Origin of the sequence: Kitasatospora sp. NPDC058162, assembly GCF_042884005.1 — a bacterium.
Lineage (GTDB): Bacteria > Actinomycetota > Actinomycetes > Streptomycetales > Streptomycetaceae > Kitasatospora.
Genome location: NZ_JBHVUS010000022.1, coordinates 68,913 through 91,132 on the forward strand (window position 1 = coordinate 68,913; position 22,220 = coordinate 91,132).

The following is a 22,220-nucleotide window of genomic DNA, read 5'->3' on the forward strand; positions in this document are numbered from 1 at the left end:
CTGAGGAGTCGGCATGATGGTGCGTCAGCCGACCGGGTTGAGGGTGAAGCGCTGGTTGTCGTTGTACTCCGAGTACCACTGGATCACCGGGGTGCCGTCGGCCGTGTCCGCGCCGTCGGTCTCGAGGAGCAGGCCGCTGCTGAAGTTGACGATGGACATGCCGCCGCCGGTGAGGTCGAGGTGGCCCCAGCGCTGGTTGTCGCCCTGGTTGCAGGTCCACTGGTCGATCGCCGTGCCCGCGTTGCGGTTCCAGCCCGGCAGGTCCAGGCACTTGCCGCTGTGGACGTTGAGGACGTAGCCGTCGGTGATGTTCCACTGCTGGTTGCTGGCGCCGGTGCAGGTCGCCTCGACGACGGGCGCGCCGTCGTCGGTGCGCGCGTCCGCGACCTCCAGGCACTTGCCGCTGAAGTCGGCCCGGATCTCCACCGTGGAGTCGGACGACAGCGGCGGGAACCACGACGCCGAGGCCGGCGCGGCGGTCAGCAGACCGGCGCCGAGGCCGAGGGCGAGCACAGCGATGCTGGAGCGGATGTTCATGGTTCCTCCCATGGAGCCGTACGTATCTGGTGTGATGTGAGCGGCACATGGGATCCCCCCGGCCTCTCACTTCCACAGACGTGCGGGCCTCACCGAGGTTGCAGGTGCGTCGAAAGAAATTATTTCGACCGTCAGCGGGCCATGTGGGCGGCCTCGCGGGCGCATTCGGCGACGTCGCGACGGTGGCGATCGGCGCGCAGTGCGTGCTGGAGGGCGGTGTCGTGGTCGGGGTCGTAGCGCTCTGCATGGGTTTCGGCGGTGTCGTCGCAAACGCGCTGCCATTCGGCCAAGGCGTCGGCTGCGGTGGCGAAGGCGGCCTAGTGGCTGGCGTCGGCGTACCGGTCGGCGGCGCGCTCGTCCTCCCGGGTCATCCCGGCCGCCCGGCGACGGACCCGGCTGCGGACCCGGCTGCGGACGCCGCCGAGCAGCCCGTCCTCCTGGTCGTCATCCTCGTCCGGGGCGCGATCGGGGTGGTGGGGCTGCCGGGCAAGGACGGCGTGCAGTCACGCCGGCCCACGCCTCGGCGTGGACGATCGGCTTCGGCAGGGTGGTACCCGGCTGGGTACCGAGAACGATCCGGCCCTCCACCAGGCCCACCCAGCCGTCCAGACCGTCAACGTCCTTCCCGTCCAGCCGCGGGCCTGGCCAGCACCGACAGGGCTCTCAAGCAGAGTGCGGGAATCCCCACCACTTCTCACGCGACCCGCAAGTTCTCAACCAACCACCAAAACCCACAGGTCAAACGGCCCGACACTCAGCCGGCAACACCCCTGCAGGACCAGCCCCGCCCCGAACACGACCCCACCACAGCCCGGCTCCGTCTCAACCAACCCGTCAAACCCAAGCCCAAGAACACGGCTGCTCAGCCGATCACCGACCCGCCACAACAACCAACAGGTCACACCCGACGGGCATCGCCGGGTAGAACTTGGCATGCAGCACCCGTACCTCCCACCACGGGACGGTCAGAATGGCGGGTTGTCAAGATCGCCGTCACCGAGAGGCCAGGCCGAGCCAGGGAGGTATGGGCTTCGGTCGTCATCGCCGGGGCGGGCAAGGCCGGTGGTGTCATGGCCCCGCACGGTCAGGACATCGAGGGCCTGCTGACGACGCCACCGCGTGTCGCAGACGAGCAGGAGGTGTCGGGCGCGGTCGGCCAGGCTGTCACGGTGCCCGGCCAAGCCCGGGTGCTCGGCGAACGCCAGTGCGGCGGACAACACGGAACCGGCGACTGCGGGGTCGGGATCGTCGAGGAACGGTACGACGGCCTGGAACAGCACCGGCCTCAAGGCACGCACGGCCGCCATCGGAGGGTAGCCCTCCAGGAAGTCCTCCTCGAAGTACCGCTGATGAGCTGCCACGCAGGCATCGTCGCTGTCGTAGGCGATACCAGCCAGCCAGTCCAGCAGCAGGGCACACACTCTGTCCGCCGCCCCGCAGTGGTGCTCGGCGCGGTGGGCCAGGACCGCCCCGATACACAGTGCGACCGGCGCCGTCGCCTCGTAGATGGTGTTCTGGTGCTGCACCGGCTCCAGGGCGTTGATCACCTGCCGGGTCTCCGCCGCGGTCAGGTCCGGATTCAGAAGGGGGGCCAGTACCCGAGCAAGCCCTTCCCCGGTCCCGTACGCGGTGCCCAACGAAGGCCAGTCCGTACCCCGCACCACCACCCACGGATCCGGCAGGACATCGGGCAACGGCACGGGAAGACCCGGGTACGGGCCGGAGATCGTCGTCACCCGCCGCACCCTAAAACCCACCACCGACAGCACCGAGACCAGGCGACCACCGACTCACGCTCGGCCTGGACATCGCCCAGGAGCCCGTCCCGCTCACTCCGGCGGTCGACCTCGTCGTCGTTCCTGGTCGTAGTCGGCGCGAGCGGGGTACTGCACACGACCGGGGTGCGGCCGCCCCCCCTCTTACCGAAGGCGGCCACCGGCCGCCCCGCCGCGTACTGCGACCCGGTCTGCCGGCTCCAGGCCGAAGGCCTGGCGGAGTTAGCGCCCCTGCCGCAGGCTTGCCGTGCAAAGGCCTTGCACATCACCGCGGCCGACTCCGCCTTGACCGCCACCTTCCCCGAGGCCCTGCGCCCAGGCGTCCCGATGCAAGGGGCGGAGAATCCGGCGGTACGGCACGGGCGCGAGCACCTGCTCGACGTCGGCCGGGATCCACGCCACCTTCGTCGCCGACGCCCGGGAGCGCGGCGAGGACTGCGGCCCGCTCGACCTCCACCCCGCCCCAAAGCCGCCGGTCGACAGCGGCGGGGTGTACCGGCCCGCCGCCGAGCTCGCGTGCACCGCCAGCACCGCCGGCACCGGCTGCGGGCGTTCATCAAACGCCACCGTCCGGGTGTCGGCGCCGAGGAGACTGCGGCGCAGCTGGCAGCCTGCGCCGCCCTGTGGGAGCAGGCGGGCGAGGGCGGGTCGGGTCGGGCGTGGGAGCGCCGCTGGCGGGCGTTCCCGCGGCTGCTGGTGGTCCTGGTCGGCACGGCCGCCGCCGGCATCGCCGAACTGCGCAACCGAGGCTACGACACCGGCCACGAACAGGCCTCAGCACCAAACGGCTTGGGCGCCTGCGGCGGATGCGACCCAGGACGCGGCGGGATAGAGTTTTCCTGACGACCCAAGTGATAGCGAGCTCCGTTTCGCCAAGCGGCAGTGAGCACTGTCCCGCACGGGCGCTATGGGGGACCCTTCCTGTGGTCGCGAGCGCCGCCGAAGGTGTGTTGATATGCCTCCGCCGGGCAAACCGCCCCGGGATTCCCGTGTGCCGTGCCGGAGAACCTTGAGACGTGGTCCGCGTGCGCCCTGCCAGCCCCCGGCCGCGCGGAGATCCCCGCGAGGAGATCCGCTATGCCTACCGTTCCTGCCGATCCGTCCCTTCCCCCGCCGCCGCTGGAGAATTCGGCCCGGGAAGTCCTGAAGGGAACCCTGGTTCCGGTCAAGTTCCCCACCACACTGGTCTCCGAGACGGGAACCGGCAGCCTGTCCAAGATCGTCGCGATCCGGCAGTTCGCGCTGGAGCCGGGTGAGACCGAGCAGGTCCGGGAGCGGCTCCGCGCTGCTGAGGGCGTGTACCAGCGCGGCGGCTCGGCCCGCAGCGTCTCCGCCGCCACGCTCGACCTGCTCACCGCGTTCGAAGCACCGCTGGTGCCGGCCCTGATGCCCGACCTGGCCGCAGCCTCCAGGGTGCCGGCCCACGAGCTGAAGACCTTTGCGGAGGTACTCGTCGACCTGCGGGCCGAGCGGCTGAGGTGGGCGCAGGAGCGGAGCTCGGACGTGGAAACCGGCCGGTCCGCCTGGGCCCTCAACACCGCTGTGGTCGCGGTGCGCGGCTTGGACGCGGCCACCCCGCCCGTGGGGATGCTCAACCTGGAGCGCATCGAGATGGTGCCCTCCGGGATCGAGCGCGGCCAACTCCTGGCCACGATCCCGCTCTCCCCGCTGGAGGAGACGGCGGTGACGCAGACCGAATGGTCCGTCACCTCCAAGGAGTTCACGACGATCGTGACCGACTCGCTGGAGCAGGTCAGCGAAACCGGCGTCACGGACAACACCGACCTGGCCCAGTCGACGTCCTCGCAGAGCCAGCATTCCAACCAGTTCAACATCACCGGGACAGTGCAGGGCGGAATACCCGTCATCTCCGGGTCGAGTACCGCGAGTTTCACCGCGCAGGACGCCAAGTCGGCCTCCGCCACGGACAGCATCAAGCACGCCCGGAGCACTACCCAGAAGGCCTCGACGAGGTCACGCCAGGAACACAAGATGACCATTTCGACGAAGACGGAGACGGGCACCTCCGAATCGTCGACCCGGCAGCTGAAGAACCCCAGCCAGACGCAGCCGATGCGGATCGACTACTTCAGCCTGATGCGGAAGTGGCGCGTGCGCCTCTACCGCTACGGCCTCCGGCTCACCTACGACATCGTCATCCCGGAACCCGGGGCGGCCATGCGGCGGGCCTACGCCGAACTCGACACGCTGCGCGGGCAGCAGGGCTCGTTCGACTTCTCGGTCAAGCACTCGGACATCACGACCGACGCGGTGAACCCGGCCGGGCTGCCGGACCCGAACGGGGTGCCCAAGTACAAGTGGCTGGCCGACCAGTACGGTGCCACGGTGCGGCCGTATCCGACCACCCCCGCACCGGTGCAGGCCGGTCAGCACGTGGTGTCCGACGGCCACTGGTGGTTCCTCGACGTGGAGTTCGACGTTCCCGAGGGCACTCGGATCACCGATGTCGTCCTGGACGCCCAGGTGGGACACGACGGCTCTAACCTGGCACTGGACTTCGACGTCATCGGCGTGGTGGCGGACCCGGCCTGGCACCAGCCGACCGACCCCGTGATCGTCCGCGGCTACCACCTGAAGACCACCGCCGGAACATCCTTCCTGCTGGGAGAGACCGGCCACCAGAAGGTAACCGTCTTCACCAATCACGCCGAGCGGATGTTCGCGGGTCTCACCGCGAGTGTCGAGCTGGATCCCACCACGGTCGAACAGTGGCGCAACGACGTGTGGACCGCGCTGTTCGACGCCGCCCAGGCACGCTACCTCGCACACCAGGAGGAGATCTCCGCCCAGATCGCGGCGATCGAGGACCAGCTGAGCAACGTGGACACCCTCACGCTGCGTCGCGAGGAGAGCGACGAAATCATGAAGAGCGTGCTGCGGTTCATCCTCGGCCCGACCGTCGACCTCATGCCAGCCGACGTGATCGCCGCGTTCCTCGCAGCGGGCGTCGACCTTCCGCACGGCATCGGCTTCGACGACCCCACTCTGGGCCTCACGCTGGATCAGTGGACCCTGGTGCGGCAGCACGAGGACGTGATCCGGTTCATCAACGAGGCCATCGAGTGGGAGAACGTCGTCAGCTTCCTCTACTCCTACTTCTGGGACGTCCCGCCCGCCTGGCAGTTCATTCGCGCGCTGCGCCATCCCGACGCCAACCGGCAGGCGTTCCTACGCGCCGGCAGCGCCCGGGTCGTGCTCACCGTCCGAAAGGGCTGGGAGGAGGCATGGATGCGCTACGCCGTAGGCGGCTCCATCGGGGCCACGATCCCCGCCCCGTACCTGTCCGTCGCACAGGAGATCGCCGCGTACGACGACCGGAACTACCCCGGTATCCCGCCGGCGAACCCCGCCAGGACCGCGACCCGGCTCCAGGACGCCGTCTACACCACCTGCTCGGCGAACATCGCACCGAGCACGACGCCAGTGATCGTAAAGGTCGACAGCAGCGCCAACTTCGTCGTGGGCTTGCCTGTCCTGCTCGATGTCGCAGACGAGCGAGGGATCCAGGAGGCAGTACTCATCACCGCGGTTCCGGGCCCGAACCAGATCGTCTTGGAGAAGGTGCAGTTCGCGCACAACGGCACCAGCTCGCCCTTCCCGGTGCTGCAACCGGGTGAGAAGGGCGCTCTGATCGCGGAGTGGGGCGAGTACACCCCCACGTCCGGCACCGACATCGCGATCACGTCCGACCTGTCCGGCATCGGGTAGGCGCGATGAGCACCCCGCAGAGCCAGCCCGCGCCCGCGGCCGGCGTCAGCCCTCCCTCCCCGCTCCCACCGGAGGCCGAGGCCCTTCGCCGAGCGGCGGTGCCGGTGGGCGCGGCGTACGCCAAGTTCGAGGTGCTCAGTGAGGACTTCTGCGACATGTTCCTGAAGCCGCTGCCCCTGACCAGCGGTGTGGTCCTGTGGGACCGCTTGGACAAGGACGACCGGCTCGCCAAGATCGCGATCGTCCAGAACGCCTACACGCGGCTTCCGCCGCTGCCCACGGCGGCCAATCCGACCCAGGCGGTCGCCGTACGGCAGGGGTTCTCGCAGGGCGCGAACGCGACGTACGAGAACGAGCGGTTCAAGTCCCGGGCCCTGTGGGTGGCGGCGGAACTCGCCAAGATCGCGATCTTCACACTCGCAGCGAGCCCGGTCGGCGCGGGGGCGGTGAGCGTCACCGGCATCGGCTCAGCGTTCACGGTCAAGTGGCGCGACTGTGCAGCACAGACCACCGCGCGCGTCGTCCTGGAGATGACCGGAGTCGAGGTCGACGCCGCCGTGTTCGTCCGCCGCTTCGGCCTTCCCCGGGAGACCATCGGCAGCTTCAAGACGGCAGTGGACTACTCCCTCCACTGGTTCGAGCAGGTGGGAATAAAACTGTCACCGAAACCTGTCGAGTTCCGCGCCGTCGCCAATGGCGGCGTCGACGGGCACTACGTCATCTTCATGCGCGGCGGCAGCACCGGAGGGCACGTCGTGTACGGCCGGGTGAACGGGAACGCCCTGGCCATCATCGACAATCAACTCGGCGGCCGGACCTGGGACAGCGTGATGTCCGCGGAAAGGGTGCTGCAAATGCAGGTGGCGGCGAGTTATCGGATCGAGAACCTACCCGTGCCCTAATACGGCCAGTCAATGACCGCGTATCCCGGCTGGCCCCAAGCAGGAGGCCAACCGGAATACGCCGGAGAAAGGCAACAGCGTGCTCCCGGGGATCGCCGCAGCTTCGCTGGCAGGCTTCGACGGTGGTCGGGCCTGGTCAGGGGCGCTTGCGGCGGGCGGCCAAACCAACGCCGGGCGAGCGTGTCGTTCGGCGGTCGGGTAGCGACCAGGCAGAGAACGCGGTCTGGCATCACCTGATGCCAGTAGGCGGTGAACTCCGCGGCGACCCGCTCCGGTGCCGCGGTGGAGCGGCAGACCTCGACCATCAGCACCGGTACCCCGATCTCCGGGGCCTGCAGCACCGCGTTCGGGCGACCCGGGCGGGGCCCAGGACCCGCCCGGGGGGCGCAGCACCAGGGACCGACGAGCACGCCCGGACGGTGGCGAACCGCGCTGCGGGCGCCGGCGCAGCGCGGCGCGGCCCCGGCCGGCCCCGCTGTCCATCTTCGGCACCGCAGGCACCTCCGACCCGACCACGCCCACCGCTGCCACGCCAAGGACGGGCCCAGAGAGGGCTGTCGGAATTTCCGGGCGTCTTGGTAGGCGGTCTGAGCTGGACAAATACCGTTGGTCGCCCGGGGTCGGGGTGGTGGCATCAGGAGCTACGTCAGGGGTCGCATCGGGAGCTGCATCAGGAGCCCGGCGAAGAGGGCCTCCGCGGCGGCCTGAACGAGCCCCTTCCGGCCTCGCGGGGCCGCACCGCGCCGAGGCCGGAGTGGATGTCAGGGGCCCTCCGGGGCCGCTCGCGACCGGTTCCCGCTCCGGCAGGCACAAGGACTGCGAGTTCGAGGCGCTCACCCGGATCTGGCCCGCCGGCGCGTGGATGCCCAGGGTGTGAGGGCCCCACGCCCCAGCCCGGAACGGACCGACATCGCGGAACGCTTCGCCCCCGGCCCCCGACGCCCGGCCGAAGCCATCATCGAGCACGCGGGCCAGGAGTTCCCCGACTTCGACGACATCGTCTTCGAACTCTGCCGATAACCCAACAGGTCACACCTTGCGGTCCCTCGCCGGGTAGAACGTCTCGTGCAGCACCCACACCTCCCACCACGGATCGACCAGGGCGCAGACCAGAACGGCTGCCGGGACGCGGATGTGGCACGGCGCGGCGGCGGGGAATCGGCGCGGCGCCGCTACCACTTTCGCGGTGCGCGGCCGCCTAGCCTGAATCGCATGACGAGGACCCGCTGGGGCAGAGCGACCGATCCGGAGTCAGTCGCGTGGCTCATGGAAGACGGTCGGGACGCCTACGGGTCTATTCTCTTCGGGCTCCTTGGTCTTGCGCTGCTCGGTGCCACCGCCGCGATTCACGTTCCTCCTCGCTGGGCAGCGCTCCTGGTGTCCATCGCTGCTGGCGAGCTCTTCCTGTACTGGCTCTTCCGGGACCGTCTTGCGGCCTGGTACGCGCAGCAGTTGCGCTCCGCTGCCGGATGGCGTGTCGCCGTTGGTTGGCAAGGTGTCAGGCCCAGAGTCGGGCGAGCAGAACAGATGATCGAGAAATGGCGCCTGCTGGTCACGCTCCTGAGCGTGGTCGGCTTCGGCGGGTCACTCGGCTTCTACTTCACCGACTTGATCGCCCACCTCAGGCACAAGGAATCGCCATTTTGGTTCGACCTGACCGTCGGACTGACACCCCTGCTCGGATGCATCCTCTGGGCGATCATCTGGGGATACCTGAAGTCGTCGAGGATCGACGCGGATTACAGCAGCAAACACTACTGAGGGGTCTAGTCGGCGGTGCAGGTACGCTCCAGCCAGCTCATGACCTGGCACAGCCTGGCAGGGTCGAGGTGGTGGGTGAGGTCGCGGACGGCCTGGTGGTCGTCGTTGGTGAGCGGTGTACCCCTGCCCGCGCCAGAACTCCGCCGACAGCTCGGCCACCGCGTCCTGCCGGTTGGCCACCGCGTCCTGCCGGTTGGCCAGCGCGACCGGTCCGGCGTCGGTGACGACCAGGGCGACCGGCGGAAACCCGGCGCGGGTGTGGCCGGGCCAGGTACGGCGCCACCAGTGCACCGTCCGGTCGGCCGGCTCCCGGCCGGCGAGGGCCGGGTCGTTGTCGCGGACCCTGGTGCGGAACAGCTCGCGGTACCGGGGGAACTTCGCGGCGACACCGGCCGGGGCCGTGGTCGAGCGGTCGACCTCCACCGTCAGCACCGGCACCCCGGTCTCCGGCGCATGTCCTGTGGACCCCGGCCCGCCCGAGGTGCGGGCGGCAGGCGGGCAGGGCGCGTGGTAGGGCTCCCGCGTATGCTCGAAAGAGCAGGCAAGGCCTTCATTCCGAACCAGGCGGCGCCGTGCTGCCGATGACGCTCGGTCGCCGGACCCGGGTGGTGTCTGTCGTGACTGTTTCCAGTGTTTCCACCATTGCTGCGCTGCAGGCGATCCGGTCGCCGCAGGCCGGGGACGCCGTTGAAGTGGCGGGCTACACCTCGGGCCAGGACGGCGGCGGCGGGACCTTCTTCTTCGACTCCACGCACATCACGGGGGCCACGGTCGCCTCGGCCGGGATCACGCGGGTCGGCTTCGACCCGGCCGTTCCCGGGCCGATCGTCGTCACGGCGCCCGGGCACCAGTTCGTCACCGGGCAGGTCGTTCTCATCGAAGGGGTCCCCGGGAACACCACCGCCAACGGCCCGTGGATGATCGCGGTCGACCCGCACAGTCCGCAGTCCTTCGCGCTGCTCGGGTCACGGGGGAACGCCGCGCACACGGGAGGCGGGACGGCGACGAGCGTCACCGTGACCACGTCCGGGCCGCACGGGCTCGCGCCGGGCGGGCGTGCGGTGGTGGCGGGGGTGGACGGGACGGGCGGGTTCGCGCTGGACGACCGGTACCTGCCCGTCGGGGTTATGGCGCCGGACGTCTTCAGCCTTCCCGCGGCTCCGAGCGGCTCGTACACGAGCGGCGGGTCGGTGGGCGACGGCGGCCTGTCGTTCCCCTGCGCCCGCTCCACCCACGTGTCGGGGCGCTGGGTGCGGCGGCGCGACGCCGGGGAGCTCAACGTCCGGTGGTTCGGCGCGGCCGGTGACGGCACGGCCAACGACACCGAACCGCTGGTCGCCACGATCCGCGCGGCCAGGACGGTCTCCGGCTGCGTCCACCTTCCCGGCGGAACCTACCGGACGAGCACAGAGATCGCCGTCGAGAGCTACCTCGCCGGGGCCTCGGACACCGGGCTCTCGATCCGGGGCAGGGGAACGACCGGCTTTTCGGGCGGGGGCAGCCAGATCACGGCGGTCGGGGCCGGCATGCGGTCGATCCTGTCGATCGCCGCCGGCTGGGTCACGCTGAGCGGCATCAGCCTCCACGGGGGCGGCGTCGCCGATCACGGGCTCCATCTGCACGGGGCGGGGCGGCTGCACCTCGACGACGTGTGGGTCGGTGAGACGGTCAAGGACGGCTACCGGGTGGTGGGAGGACTGACCGACGAGGAGCTGGCCACGCACGACGGCACGTTGGCCGCGAACAACGACAACATCTACGCGCGGGAGGTCTGGGCCGTCCGGTGCGGGACGATGTACTGCTCGCCCTCGCTCGCCCTGCGGTACGGCAACCTGCGGCTCGTCACGCCGGTCAGCGGAACGGTGTCCTGCCGGGCCGGTGTGCCGACGGTGCTCGGGGCGGGCACGGACTTCACCAAGATTCCGGCCCGGCCAGGGGACTTCATCGTCATCGGCGCCACGGACGACGACACCCTGGAAAGACTGGAGATCGTCGGCATCGACGGTCCGGACCGGATCACCGTCCAGGGACTCCACCCGCCGACCCGGGACCTGTCGGGACAGCCGTTCGCCATCGGGGTCGGCGACGGCTGGAGCGACGCACTCGACGGGGCGGGCGCGGACCTCGCGATCCAACAGGACTGCAACCGCACGCGCATGGACACCGGGCACTTCTACTCGTGCGCCGGCAGCGGCGTCGTGAGCCGCGCCAAGTACGGTCCGCTGCTGGAGAACCAGGACTTCTACGGGTGCGGCTTCGCCGGCATCGTGATCGGCACGCTGTCGCCGTCGAACGGCCTGGGGCTCGACACGACGATCTCGCACGCCTACTTCGAAGGCACCGTCTTCCGCGGCGGGTGCATCTTCATCGGCCAGGCCCGGGGGATCACGATCGACCAGCCGATGTGGCTCGGACACCCGGACGGTTTCCGTCTCGTCCTGAACGAGATCTCCAACCGCAACTACGGGATCATCGGCACGGCGGCCGACTGGGTGAAAACCCCAGATGGCGCCTTCGGCCTGCAACCGGTCGGCTCGAGAACCACGAGCGGCATCGCCGCCATACGGGGCAGCAACTTCACGAACACGGGCACCCTCACGATGCCCAGCGGCGGCGCGGCCGTGACCATCGACCGCAGCCCCTGGACCACGCAGGTCGAGGTGACGGGACGAAACCTCAACTTCCTGGCGGACCGCGGCACGATCGACTCGGCGGCGGACATCACCGCCACGCCCACCTTCTCCGCGGGCGCCGACGGACAGGAGATCGCGGTCTGCAACATCAGCGAGCACCCGCTGACCTTCCACGACGGCAGGCCCAGGCCGGACGGCACCGTCCTGCCGACCGGCCTCGTCCTCGACTGCGAGCCGGGCGGCAGCGTCTCCGTCCCCCGGGGACGGATCCTCACCCTCTACTACTCCCTGGCCAACTCGATGAGCGGGCACTGGACCCAGCGGGGCGCCGTCACCAGCTCCGCCCCCGTCCTGTTCTCCCTCACCCCGGACACCGCCCACGCGGCGGGCGGCGGTTCGATCACGGTCACGGGAAAGAACCTCGACGAGGCGACCGTCGTCTACATCGGCTCCCTCGCCAACATCGTCGGAACGATCACCGCCAAGTCGTTCGCCTCGCTCACCTTCACCATGCCGGCCCTGCCCCGCGCCGGTGCGTACAACGTCCTGGTGGTCAGCGGGCACGGGGCGAGCAACGTCCTGCCCATCTCGGTAACCCCGTGAGGAACCGTCGGCGCACCGCTCACAGTGCTGCCGGCCGGTGCTCTTCCGCCGAGGTAGGCGGGGCCCGCGGAACCTTCTTCGACGTGATGGACATCGTCCTCGACCTGAACGCGCCATGCTGGCGGAGGACGGCGGGCCCGTCGCCGGCCGCCGCTGCGCCGCGACCCGGCGCAGCACGGCGCGGTACAGGGCGGCACCAGGGCGACGACGGTCCGGTCTGCGACCAATGCTACGAGGCACCGCCCAGACTCTGCGGAACCTGCGGCGAGATCCGGCAGATCACGGCCCGCGCGACTGCCGACCGGCCACCTGCGTCGGCGCCTACTCCTCCCGCGTCGTCCCCGGCGCCTTGCAGACCAGGGAGTACGCCGGCGCGCTGCCGCGCACGGTGGCCGACGCACCTGCGCAGCCTTCCTCACCCGACGCCGGGCTCACGATCGACGTCCTCGTCGGCCCCGCCCCCGACACCAAGGTCGCCCAGTTCGCCTGCGCCGGTGTCCAGGAGGCCCTTGTGCTCGCCACCTGGATGCAGCGGCTGATCCTCGCGGACGTACGGGCTCTGCTGTTCGCCCCGCCGGTCGCGTAGTGCGGCAGCCTGTCAGAGATGACGGCGCCGTCCCGGCCTTCGCCGTATCGGTGGCAGACCTTGCCCTTGCCGCTGCGCAGGGGTCCTGCCATGCCCGGCTACGCGCCCTCCTCACTCCGTAGCGTGACCCTTCACGGGGCGGCCTTCGGGCTCACGACATCCTCGACGATCCTCATGAGCCGCTCAGCCGCATGCTCGATGCTTCCGTTCTGGGCGCTTACCTGGGCTCCTTCAAGGGCGAAGGTGATCTCCGCGGCCGCCTCGTCCGGATAGGGCAGCCCGGCCCGGGCGCACAGGTCGGTGAGCCGGCGCACCTGGCCGGCCTTGTGGGCCTCGATCAGCCGCCGCGCCGGGTGGGCGCGGTCGGGCAGTTCCGCGATGGTGTTGATGAACGGACACCCCCGGTGGGAGATCTCGGGAAGTCCGTCGGCGATGAACCGGGCCATCCCCAGGATCTGTGCCCGGGGCTCGTCGGGGTGTGCGGTCTCCAACTGGTCGAACACGGCGGTGTAGTCGGCTGCGACGATGCGCAGCCATTCCTCGACCAGCGCGTCCTTGGTCGCGAAATGGCGGTACAGCGCCATCTTGGTGGTCTCGGCCCGGCCGGCGATCGCCTGGACACCCACCGCCTTGATCCCCTCACGCGAGAAGAGGTGCTCCGCCGCGTCGAGGATCCGCTCCCGGGGCGGCAACTTGGCCACCCTGCTCTGCCTGCTGGCCCTGTCCGTGTTCGCCATACGGCCTCTCATCGGTCCCGCGGGCGGTCCACCGCCCTGGCCGCAATGCTACGGTACCGCTCAGTCCCACACGATACCGATCGGTCTCATGAGATACCGATCGGTATCGCCAACCGGTATCGATGCTCCTGAACGGACGAAAATGAAGCTCTCCGAGTACGTGAGCCACGACGGCGTCGGCCTGGCGGACCTGGTGGCCCGCAGCCAAGTGACTCCCGCCGAGCTCGCCTCGACCGCCCAGCTGGCGTCCGACGCGGTGAATCCACGGATCAACGCCGTCGTCGAGACCTGGCCCGCACAGGACACGCCGGCTCCCGGCAGTACGCCACTGGCGGGGGTGCCCTTCCTGATCAAGGACCTTGCCGTCGCGATGGCCGGCAAGCGGGTGGAGCTGGGCAGCCGTATCGCCGCCGGGAACGTCGCCGGGGCCGACTCATCGCTCATGGCACGCTTCCGTCGCGCAGGGCTGGTGACGCTCGGACGCACGGCGACTCCGGAGTTCGCCTACAGCACCACCACGGAAGGCGTCCTGTACGGCGCCACCCGCAACCCCTGGGACCCGACCCGTAGCCCCGGCGGCTCCAGCGGCGGCTCGGGAGCCGCCGTCGCCGCAGGCATCGTCCCGATCGCGCATGCCACCGACGCAGCGGGCTCCATCCGTGTCCCCGCGGCCAGCAACGGTCTGTTCGGGCTGAAGCCGACCCGCGGCCGGATCTCCATGGGCCCCGACGCGGACGAGGTCTTCAACGGGCTCGCCGTCCACGGCGTGCTCAGCCGTTCGGTACGCGACAGCGCCGCGCTGCTGGACCTCGTCCAAGGCCCCGAGGCCGGCGACCCCTATTCCGCCCAGCGGCCGGAGCGGCCCTACGCACAGGAGATCACCCGCTCCCCGGGGAGCCTGCGGATCGGCCTCCTTACGCGGCCCTGGGGCGGCCGGGCAGTCGACGGCACCGTCGTCGATGCCACACTCCGCTCCGCACGACTCGTCGAGTCCCTGGGACACCGGGTGGAAGAGGTCCAGGTCGACCTCGGAGTCAGCTGGGAGGACTTCATCCTGGCCAACGCCCGCCTCTGGAGCACCAACCTGGTGACGTGGATCGACGGCTTCGCCGCGGCTTTCGAACGACCCGTCGACCCCACCACCGTCGAACCCGAGACGCTGGCCAGCTACGCCTACGGACAGCAGGTGAGCGGGGCCGAGTTCGTCCACGCGCTCGCGATGCGCAACAGCGTCGCGCGCGCGATCGGCCGGTACTTCACCGACTACGACGTGCTGCTCACCCCGACCCTGCCCGAACTGCCCCTCCCCTTGGGCACGTACGCCGGCAGTGCCGAGGGCGCCGACGGCCCCGGCTGGCTCAGGCAACTCCTCCACCGCTCGCCCTTCACCGCCGCGTTCAACGTCGCGGGCACCCCCGCGATGTCCGTCCCCCTGGAGACCGACCCCGCCACCGGACTCCCGATCGGCATCCAGTTCGCCGCGGGATTCGGACGCGAGGACGTCCTCTTCCGTCTCGCCGGACAGCTGGAACAGGCCGCCCCCTGGGCGCAGCGAACCCCCGCCGTGTGGGCGGGCAGCCACCACAACCCCTGCTAGCGCCGTCAATTTCCCGGTTCCGGCTCAACTTCTGCGGCGGCCCCCCAGCGCTCAGCGGACCGGCCCCGTAACGCCGAAGAACCCGCAGGCAAGAGGCCCGAGCCCGCCGCAGGGACGAGCGCCCACGCCGCCGCCCCACAGAAGTCGAGCCAGAACCCGTTCCCGTGAACAGAGCCGGTCAGAACCGGCCGCGGCGCGTCCTGGGACGGGTGGGCGGGCCTGCTCGGTGCCGCGCAGCGCGAAGGTGGCGGTGCGGGTGCGCTCCAGCCAGCTCGCGACCTGGCGCAGCGTGGCGGGGTCGAGGTGGCGGGTGAGGTCGCGGACGGCCTGGTGGTCGTCGTCGGTGAGCGCGTACAGGCCCGCGCGGTCGAGGGCGGTGCAGAGGGGGCTGGGCGGCGGTGCCGGCGAGGCGGCGGAGGGCGGCGGCGGTGGTCTGGCGGGCCCGGTGGGCGGCCTCGCGGGCGCATTCGGCGACGTCCTGGCGGTGGCGTTGGGCGCGCAGCGCGTGCTGGAGGGCGGTGTCGCGGTCGGGGTCGTAGCGCTCGGCCCTGGTCCGGCGGTGTGGCCGCACGCGCTGCCACTCGGCGCAGACGGTGGCTGCGGTGGCATAGGCGGTCTCGTCCCCGGCGTCGGCGTACCGATCCGCGTGGCGCTCCTCGACCCGGGCCTGTTCCAGGGCCTGCTGGAGGTTCTCCAGGGTCATCCCGGCCGCCCGGCGGCGGACCCGGTGAGGGACGTCGCCGCGCAGCCCGTCCTCCTGACCGTCGTCCTCGTCCTGGGTGAAGCGGGTGCGGGCGGGGCGGTTGGGGTGGCGGGCGAGGGCGGCGTGCAGCGTCGCGCCGGCCTCCCACGCCTCGACATGCACGACGGGCTCCGGCACGACGAGGCCCGGACGGGCGCCGAGGACAACCCTCAGATGTTAGTCCTGCTGCCCGGCACCGCCGAACATGGCGACGGCCTCGCGGTCCTCTGCCTGGTTCTCGGCGACGTAGGGACGCAGCTCTTCTCGGACTGACAGCGCCGTGGCCGTGGGCCGCTGCCTCCCCCGCCGCAGCGACGGCGGAGACTGGCCGCCAGTTCTGCCAGGCCGGATACCGGCGGTTACCGGAACAGCTCTGGCAGCTCCTGGGCGCGTTTGATGGCCGGCTCCCATCCGAGGTGGACGAAGGACTCCAGCACCCGGCGCAGGGCCGTCATGCAGGCGGGGTCGTTCAGTAGCAGCTCCCTGTGCTCCGCCAGGTAGGCGTCGACGATCTCGAGTACCGCTTCGAGGCCTTGGAGCTCGCGCGCGTAGTCCTTTGTCGCGGTAACTGCGGAGGCGACGCTGAGGAAGACTCGACGCGGGTGGAGGGAACGCAGATGCCCGAGAATGTTGATGACGTCGTGAGTCACCGCCGGGTTCCCCACGGACGCGAGGTCGTCCAGGACCGGGAGGGCGTGATCAGCGAACGCCTTCGGGTCACCAAGCGACATGTTCTTTGCTGCGATCTCTGATGCGCCGCTGGCGAGGTAGAGCTCGCGGGAGATCGCCCGGCACACGCGCAGAGCGGCCCTGCCGTTCGGGTCGTTCGTGGCCGGGGCAGAGCTAAGGAGCTGTGTGATCGCGGGCAGGGGCAGCGCGAGGAGCGCGAACGTCCGGTCCTGGTACTCGGCCGGGGTGGGCGGAGCGGGGTTGAGGAACTGCCGCAGGATGACGCAGGTCCTCTCTGCCCGTTCCGTGGAGCCGACTGGGTTGGAAAGCCATCCCGTCAGGAGCAACGTGCTGGCAGGCGCTTCCCGAGTGACTGCCAGGTAGACCAGCACCTCGACGATGTACTCACGAAGCTGGGTCGCGTTCGTGCTGTCGTCAGCGAGCTGCTCCGGATGTGGCGACAGGAGCTGCCAGTCGTCGGCTTGTGACAGTTCACCCAGGGTCGCGTCGACAATGCTGGGGGCGTTGTGGATGAGGGAGACGAGGACACGTAGGAGGGACAGGCGTACCAGGTCGTCGGGCTCCGTCTCCAGGCGTTGGCGCAGTGTCTGGGCGAGCTGGGACGAGTCGGTGGTGCGGTGGGCAATGGTCTGTGAAGCGATGGCTCGGATGGCTGAGGAGGGGTGGCCCAGGAACGTCTGCAGCAAGGGGTGGACCTCTGGGGCGCTGCCCCAGTCCGGGCGGGCGCTCAGGCTGACGAGGGCCTCTACGGCCTTGATCTCGCTGTACGTTGCTTGGGTTGCGTTCGGGGCGGGGGCTGCCTCGATCAGGGTTGCGCGGATGTTCGTGCCGAGCTCTGTGTCGGGCAGAACCGTTTCGTCCTGGGCGAGTCCGTGTGCGCCGAGGACCAGTTGGTTCGCGGCCTCGGCCAGTTGTTGTGGTGTTGCGTCGACTTGGGCGTTGTTCGTCCGGGACTCGTTGAACTCGTGGCGCAACTGGGCGAACGTCGAGCGCAGTTGGACCTTGGCGGCCTGGGCCTGCGCCGCGTCCTGGGATCCGGTGGCCACAAGGTCGGCGCGGACTGCCTCTACCGCCTGCTGCAGGGTGGTCGGCCGCCCGCCTGAGGGGATGCCAGTAGACAGGCTGAAGTCCTGTACCTGGAGGAGGCCGGAGTTCAGGTGAGCAGGAGGCAGAGCCGGCGGTCCGCCCTGGGCGTCGTAGGGCTGCAGGAGGTTGGTGGACTTCTCGTCTGCCAACCGGCCGCGGTCTAGGACCGCGAGGAGGGTGGCAGCCGTCTCGGGGCTGAGGTGCGGTTGCCCGGTCGCGGTCTCGGCGTCGTGCAGGTGGAGGATGCGCTGTTCGAGAGCCTGGTGCTGGGTGTCGTCGCAGAGCGGGGTGATCCGGGCCAGGAGGTGTCCGGCTTGGACACAGGTCGCAGCGGAGCCGAGCAGGTCTCCGGCGGACAGGAGCTCAGCCATCGGCAGGCCGAGGCCCTCACGGTCACTGGCTGCGGCCTCGAGGACCTTGTTCCACACGTCGCTGTGGTGGAGCTTGTCTTTCAGTTCCTGAAGGACATGTGCCAAGTCAGCGTGGCGTTGCGTTGCGAGCTCTCGCACGTGGCGGACGAAGGCGTCCGTCATGGTCACCAGTACCTCGTGGCCCCCCGCTGCTCGCAGGTGGCGTCCGTACGTCACGCGGGGACGTGCGTCGCTCTCGGGCAGGGCGACATCGATGGGGAGGGTGTCGAGAATGCGGAGGTAGAGATCGACGGCCGTGTGCAGGTCCTTGGCGAGAAGGGCGGGGTACTGCCGGCCAATGTCGAACCGCACCCCTTGGAGATCGCCTTCGCGCGTGCCGGTGAACGAACTGATCTGCGAGTACGTCAGCGCGGTCTTTTGATCGCGTGTCTCCTCAAAGCTCCAGACGGCCTCAGCAAGGTGCACGGACCGTGCAGGCGCGGCAGTGGCCAGTTCGCCGAATCGGCGGGCGAAGGCGGAGATGACCGAGACGCCCCAGTGCTTCATGGTGGCGGCGGCGAGAATCTCGTCGAGGATCGGTGCGTTGGACGTGGGATCGATAGCGACGGCGTCCAGGAAGGAGTTGGCGCTGAAATTCGCGAGTGACTCGTACTGGGGGTTCGAGGGATCTTTGAGCGCGATCTGAAGCAGGCACACAGTTGCCCGAGCGCGCTCGGCCCGGCCCGCGGCACCCGCAGTGGTGGCGGGGTCGGCTCTGCGGAGGCGGTCGAGCAGAATGCCAGCAGTACGCGCGAGTTGGAGGTCCGTCGTATCCAGGGCACGTTGGGCTAGGGCCTCGGCAGTCTCGGACAGGGCTTGCACGTTCTGGTGCAGTTCCTCGGAGGCGGTGTTCTCCGGGTCGAGGGCTCCGGTGATCTGGTAGGCGAGGTACTCCTGGGCCGTTGTCGCCTCAACGAGTGCAGACTCCCCGAAGCACGCCTGGATGAGGGGCTGTAGGTCGGCTGCTGTGATCGCCTGTTGAAGGGCGACGTAGGCGGTCGCTGCTGCCGCGAGCGGGTGTCCTTGCGATTGTGGCGCCAGTCGCAGGGCCAGCGTCCAGAACGGCTTGCGGCTCGGATCGCTGTGCCACAGGTGAGCGAGATGCATGTCGAGGCTGGGGCGGGCCAGGACAGCGAGGTCCGGGGACTGATCGAGTTGGCTTGCAGCGTGGGAGGGATCCGTGGCGTCGCTGAGGATGAGGCGGGCGACTCCGTAGTCGAACAGGACGGGGTGTGCGTACAGGATGGGTGCTGCCGCGAGGGAGCCACCAGCTGTCTCCTCGCGCAGGACGCCGTCGTGCAGGATGTCCTTCAGGCGCGCCAACCCTGCGGGGTCCAAAACGGTGGCGGGACGGCCGATGCGGTCCCGGCGCAGTCGGATCATCTCCTGGGTCAGCGCGGTCAGGACGCCTTCGCGGGCGTACCCATCGCTGGCGTCAGTGACTCGCCTTTCCCAGTAGCTGTTCAGCAGGTCGAGCTGGCTGATGATCGCGGCCAGTGAGGCGTTCGGGTCTTGCACCAGCTCGGCGGCGAGTCGCAGGTTGAACGGGTTCCGCAGCAGGCGGGCCAGGTGGGTGTTGGGCTGGGCGAAGACGGCGTCCAGCACGGGGCTGGCGGCCCGGACGGGCGCGATCTCGGGGTCGGTGAGGTCATCCACGAGCAGGTGCCGGGTGCCCGCGAGGGAGCTGTCCGCGCGCGCGGGATCGACCGGGGCTCCGTGGAAGGCCTGCCGCCAGCTACGGTTGTTCTTGATGTCGAAGCTGCGGACAGTGGCGATCACCCTCCAGCGGGTGCCCTGGAGTTCGCCGAGAAGGTTCGAGAGCCAGTCACTGCCTTCTGCGAGGCGGGTGCCGTCCAGGTTGTCCAGGATCAGAGTCCCCGGTTGCGGCCCGTCCCACCCTTGCAAGATCACGTGAAGGGGCTGCTGGATGCCGAGGTCGCCGCGCAGGTGCGCCGAAGCGCCCGTCAACGCACTGACCGGGAGATAGACCATGTCCTCCCCCTGGTCGCTCAGCAGGCGAGCGAGCTGGGCCGCGACCGCGGTCTTTCCGGCCCCGGGGGCGCCGACCAGAACGAAACCGTCGCCGGCGCCGGCGACCACCGCGTCGAGGTCCCGCTGGAGCACGACGTCTCCGGCGACCGTCGGGATCTTGACCTCCCGGAGGTCACCTGTCAGGCGCTTTGAACTGTAGTCCCGCAGGAGCTGGACATCGGTGTGCACCTCGGGGCGCAGCCCGAAGATGCAGCCTTCGTGCTTCATGCGGGCCTCTACGTCCGCACGACGCATCCACTGCATGCCCTTGTGCAGGGCGGTTCCGACGGTCTCGAGAGCCCTCCATGCAGTGCCGCTCGGCGTTGCAGTCGCCAGCGTCGGCGACAGCAGACTCTGCGCGACCTGGCGGTCCTCCTCCCCTTCTTCCAGGGAGAGAACGCGTACGCGCAGCACCCTCAGAAAGGCCCTCAGCTCGCTGTCGGTCGGCGGCGTGTGCGCCTCGGCTTCCCAGAGCCTGCGCACGTGGCCGAGAAGCGCGTTCCTGGCCGTTGTCTCGGGCTTGTTGTAGGCCACGCTGTCCAAGGGCACCGCGTCAGGCAACGTGGCCAAGCGGTCGACAACGTTTGCCAGGCTGTCTCGGACCGTAGATACGCCAGGGCCGTTCGTCACGATCACGATGCGGTCCCGGGCAGGGTCGAGAGGTCGCTGCCCCTGCTGCTGCCCCTGCAGACTGACCGGCACTCCTCTGCGGTACTGCTTCACGGCCTGCTGCAAGGCAGAAGCCAGATCGGAGTCTTCCAACTCGCTCAGCGACAGCTTGGTCTTCGCCTGCACCAGTAGCCAACCGTCACTGTCGGTCAACGCTCCCGCGTCATCGACGTCTTCGCCCGTCTGGCCACCGATCGATGTCACCAGGGCGTTGTCCAGCCAGGAGGCCGGCGGAGGCTTCTGGGCTACGCAGTGAGCACCGAGCCAGGCCAGGCACAGGGCCTCGAAGCTCGCTCCTCGCGCTGTCGCGCCGCCGCCCGTCGAGGACTTAGATGACATCTACCCATTATCCGCTTCCGGCCGTGCCCGGCCGCGGGGCACGGCGTCCGGCCCGCGGCGATGCGGTTACGATCAACGGGTAATCACATCGCAGGTTTGGACGACATGACTGATCATCAGCTGGCTGATCTCCTGGCCCATGTACGCGAGCACTCGCCCTTCTACCGCGACCTCTACGCCGGACTGCCCGGCGACGTCGCCGACCTGTCGGCGCTGCCGCTGATCGACCACACCGCCTACTGGGGCGCCCACGGCATCGAGCGCAGTGGTCTGCTCACCGGCCCGCACCAGGACGGCATCGTCTTCAAGACCGGCGGCACCACCGGCGCACCGCGCGTCTCGGTCTACACCCGCGACGAGTGGCGTGCGATGGCCCGGCGCTTCGCCGGCGGGCTGCCCGCCGCCGGGGTGCGGGCGGGCGACCGGGCGGCCAATCTGTTCTACGCCGGGGAGCTGTACTCCAGCTTCGTCTTCACCCTCAACGCCTTCCAGGAGGCGCCGGTCCCGTTGGTGCAGCTGCCGATCGGCGGTGCGGCGCCGCTGGACTACACCGTCGAGACCCTGCGGGACTTCCGCGCCACGGTGATCGCCGCACCGCCGACCTCACTGTGCCGGCTGGCCCGCCAGGTGACCGAGACCGTGGGGACGCTGCCGCAGGTCCGGCTGGCGCTGTTCGCCGGAGAGGCCTTCTACGGCGACCAGTTGACGCTCATGGCCACCGCCTTCCCGAACGCGCGGGTCCGCTCGATCGGCTACGCCAGCGTGGACGCGGGCATCCTGGCCGGGCCGGTGGCGGACGAGCCGGACACCCGGGTGCACGAGGTGTTCAGCACCGACAAGGTGATCGAGCTGCTCGACCCCGAGACCGGCGAGCCGATCACCGAGGAGGGCCGTGCGGGCCGGGTCGTCGCCACCGACCTGGTGCGTCGTCTGATGCCGGTGATCCGCTACCCGGTCGGCGACATGGCCGAGTGGGTCGACTACCCGCGACGACGCTTCCGGCTGCTCGGCCGTTCCGAGGAGGGCGCCCGGGTCGGCGTGGTCACCGTCTACCTGGAGGACCTGCGCGCCATGGCCGCCCGGGCCGACCGGCAGGGCGCGGTCGGCGACCTGCAGGTCGTGCTCCGGCACCGCGAGGCCAAGGACGAACTGCTCCTGCGGCTGGCCGGCCCGGCCCGCTCGGCCGACTTCGAGCGGGAGCTGCTCGCCGTGCTGGACGAGGCCCGGCCGATGTTCGGCGCGGAGGTCCGGAAGGAGAACATCCACCCGCTCGCCTTCGAGTGGGTCGGCCCGGACGGACTGGACATCAACCCGCGCACGGGCAAACTGATCCGCCTCGTCGACCAGCGCGCGAACTGACGTCCGCTGGGAGAACGCGCGAGCGGCCGTGCAT

General features: G+C 69.9%; 16 protein-coding genes. 10 read left to right on the forward strand and 6 right to left on the reverse strand.

What is annotated here, in order from left to right; all coding sequences use genetic code 11:
- Positions 1-24: 24 nt before the first annotated feature.
- The 3 genes from ACFVXG_RS30740 to ACFVXG_RS30750 all read right to left on the reverse strand — a co-directional run bounded on the left by ACFVXG_RS30740 (position 25) and on the right by ACFVXG_RS30750 (position 2,273).
- On the reverse strand, positions 25-537 hold the full coding sequence (locus tag ACFVXG_RS30740; RefSeq protein WP_387932039.1) for an RICIN domain-containing protein: 513 nt from the start codon (positions 535-537) through the stop codon (positions 25-27).
- A gap of 131 nt (positions 538-668) precedes the next feature.
- On the reverse strand, positions 669-827 hold the full coding sequence (locus ACFVXG_RS30745) for a hypothetical protein (protein WP_387932041.1): 159 nt from the start codon (positions 825-827) through the stop codon (positions 669-671).
- Between the two features lie 675 nt (positions 828-1,502).
- Positions 1,503-2,273: a hypothetical protein gene (locus ACFVXG_RS30750; protein WP_387932043.1), complete on the reverse strand. Its 771-nt coding sequence runs from the start codon at positions 2,271-2,273 to the stop codon at positions 1,503-1,505.
- Between the two features lie 555 nt (positions 2,274-2,828).
- On the opposite strand from ACFVXG_RS30750, the gene ACFVXG_RS30755 reads away from it, so the two are divergent.
- The 7 genes from ACFVXG_RS30755 (at position 2,829) to ACFVXG_RS30785 (ending at position 12,526) form a co-directional block, all read left to right on the forward strand.
- Entirely contained in the window at positions 2,829-3,155 is a 327-nt protein-coding gene (locus ACFVXG_RS30755) for a hypothetical protein (protein ID WP_387932045.1), read from the forward strand.
- A 234-nt stretch (positions 3,156-3,389) separates the two neighbouring features.
- Positions 3,390-6,041 carry a hypothetical protein gene (locus ACFVXG_RS30760; protein ID WP_387932047.1) on the forward strand — a complete coding sequence of 884 codons (2,652 nt, stop codon included), beginning with the start codon at positions 3,390-3,392 and terminating at the stop codon, positions 6,039-6,041.
- Positions 6,042-6,046: 5 nt separating this feature from the next.
- Positions 6,047-6,943: a hypothetical protein gene (locus ACFVXG_RS30765; protein WP_387932049.1), complete on the forward strand. Its 897-nt coding sequence runs from the start codon at positions 6,047-6,049 to the stop codon at positions 6,941-6,943.
- Between the two features lie 873 nt (positions 6,944-7,816).
- Positions 7,817-7,963 carry a hypothetical protein gene (locus ACFVXG_RS30770; protein ID WP_387932050.1) on the forward strand — a complete coding sequence of 49 codons (147 nt, stop codon included), beginning with the start codon at positions 7,817-7,819 and terminating at the stop codon, positions 7,961-7,963.
- A 192-nt stretch (positions 7,964-8,155) separates the two neighbouring features.
- The gene (locus ACFVXG_RS30775) at positions 8,156-8,704 is read left to right on the forward strand and encodes a hypothetical protein (protein WP_387932052.1); all 549 of its coding nucleotides are present in this window, start codon (positions 8,156-8,158) and stop codon (positions 8,702-8,704) included.
- Positions 8,705-9,321: 617 nt separating this feature from the next.
- On the forward strand, positions 9,322-11,940 hold the full coding sequence (locus tag ACFVXG_RS30780) for a glycosyl hydrolase family 28-related protein (RefSeq protein ID WP_387932053.1): 2,619 nt from the start codon (positions 9,322-9,324) through the stop codon (positions 11,938-11,940).
- 226 nt (positions 11,941-12,166) lie between these two features.
- A complete protein-coding gene (locus ACFVXG_RS30785) occupies positions 12,167-12,526 on the forward strand; it encodes a hypothetical protein (RefSeq protein WP_387932055.1) in 360 nt (119 codons plus the stop codon).
- 131 nt (positions 12,527-12,657) lie between these two features.
- Here ACFVXG_RS30785 and ACFVXG_RS30790 read toward each other — a convergent pair whose 3' ends face one another.
- Positions 12,658-13,263: a TetR/AcrR family transcriptional regulator gene (locus ACFVXG_RS30790; protein WP_387932057.1), complete on the reverse strand. Its 606-nt coding sequence runs from the start codon at positions 13,261-13,263 to the stop codon at positions 12,658-12,660.
- 142 nt (positions 13,264-13,405) lie between these two features.
- Between ACFVXG_RS30790 and ACFVXG_RS30795 the strand changes: the two genes are divergently transcribed.
- Complete coding sequence (locus ACFVXG_RS30795; protein ID WP_387932059.1) at positions 13,406-14,860, forward strand: amidase; 1,455 nt, start codon at positions 13,406-13,408, stop codon at positions 14,858-14,860.
- Between the two features lie 178 nt (positions 14,861-15,038).
- Here ACFVXG_RS30795 and ACFVXG_RS30800 read toward each other — a convergent pair whose 3' ends face one another.
- Positions 15,039-15,725: a hypothetical protein gene (locus tag ACFVXG_RS30800; RefSeq protein ID WP_387932061.1), complete on the reverse strand. Its 687-nt coding sequence runs from the start codon at positions 15,723-15,725 to the stop codon at positions 15,039-15,041.
- Here ACFVXG_RS30800 and ACFVXG_RS30805 point away from each other — a divergent pair.
- The gene (locus tag ACFVXG_RS30805; protein WP_387932062.1) at positions 15,720-15,875 is read left to right on the forward strand and encodes a hypothetical protein; all 156 of its coding nucleotides are present in this window, start codon (positions 15,720-15,722) and stop codon (positions 15,873-15,875) included. The genes ACFVXG_RS30800 and ACFVXG_RS30805 overlap by 6 nt on opposite strands.
- Before the next feature lie 86 nt (positions 15,876-15,961).
- Here ACFVXG_RS30805 and ACFVXG_RS30810 read toward each other — a convergent pair whose 3' ends face one another.
- On the reverse strand, positions 15,962-20,827 hold the full coding sequence (locus tag ACFVXG_RS30810) for a hypothetical protein (RefSeq protein WP_387932064.1): 4,866 nt from the start codon (positions 20,825-20,827) through the stop codon (positions 15,962-15,964).
- Between the two features lie 105 nt (positions 20,828-20,932).
- Here ACFVXG_RS30810 and ACFVXG_RS30815 point away from each other — a divergent pair, with 105 nt between their 5' ends.
- Entirely contained in the window at positions 20,933-22,186 is a 1,254-nt protein-coding gene (locus tag ACFVXG_RS30815; RefSeq protein ID WP_387932066.1) for a phenylacetate--CoA ligase family protein, read from the forward strand.
- Positions 22,187-22,220 lie beyond the last annotated feature (34 nt).

What these genes read in the sequence shown, in the direction of transcription:
- ACFVXG_RS30740 (WP_387932039.1), bottom strand. Translation starts at nt 537, where the DNA reads ATGAACATCCGCTCCAGCATCGCTGTGCTCGCCCTCGGCCTCGGCGCC.
- ACFVXG_RS30760 (WP_387932047.1), top strand. Translation starts at nt 3,390, where the DNA reads ATGCCTACCGTTCCTGCCGATCCGTCCCTTCCCCCGCCGCCGCTGGAG.
- ACFVXG_RS30765 (WP_387932049.1), top strand. Translation starts at nt 6,047, where the DNA reads ATGAGCACCCCGCAGAGCCAGCCCGCGCCCGCGGCCGGCGTCAGCCCT.
- ACFVXG_RS30775 (WP_387932052.1), top strand. Translation starts at nt 8,156, where the DNA reads ATGACGAGGACCCGCTGGGGCAGAGCGACCGATCCGGAGTCAGTCGCG.
- ACFVXG_RS30785 (WP_387932055.1), top strand. Translation starts at nt 12,167, where the DNA reads ATGCTACGAGGCACCGCCCAGACTCTGCGGAACCTGCGGCGAGATCCG.
- ACFVXG_RS30790 (WP_387932057.1), bottom strand. Translation starts at nt 13,263, where the DNA reads ATGGCGAACACGGACAGGGCCAGCAGGCAGAGCAGGGTGGCCAAGTTG.
- ACFVXG_RS30795 (WP_387932059.1), top strand. Translation starts at nt 13,406, where the DNA reads ATGAAGCTCTCCGAGTACGTGAGCCACGACGGCGTCGGCCTGGCGGAC.
- ACFVXG_RS30805 (WP_387932062.1), top strand. Translation starts at nt 15,720, where the DNA reads ATGCACGACGGGCTCCGGCACGACGAGGCCCGGACGGGCGCCGAGGAC.
- ACFVXG_RS30810 (WP_387932064.1), bottom strand. Translation starts at nt 20,827, where the DNA reads ATGTCATCTAAGTCCTCGACGGGCGGCGGCGCGACAGCGCGAGGAGCG.
- ACFVXG_RS30815 (WP_387932066.1), top strand. Translation starts at nt 20,933, where the DNA reads ATGACTGATCATCAGCTGGCTGATCTCCTGGCCCATGTACGCGAGCAC.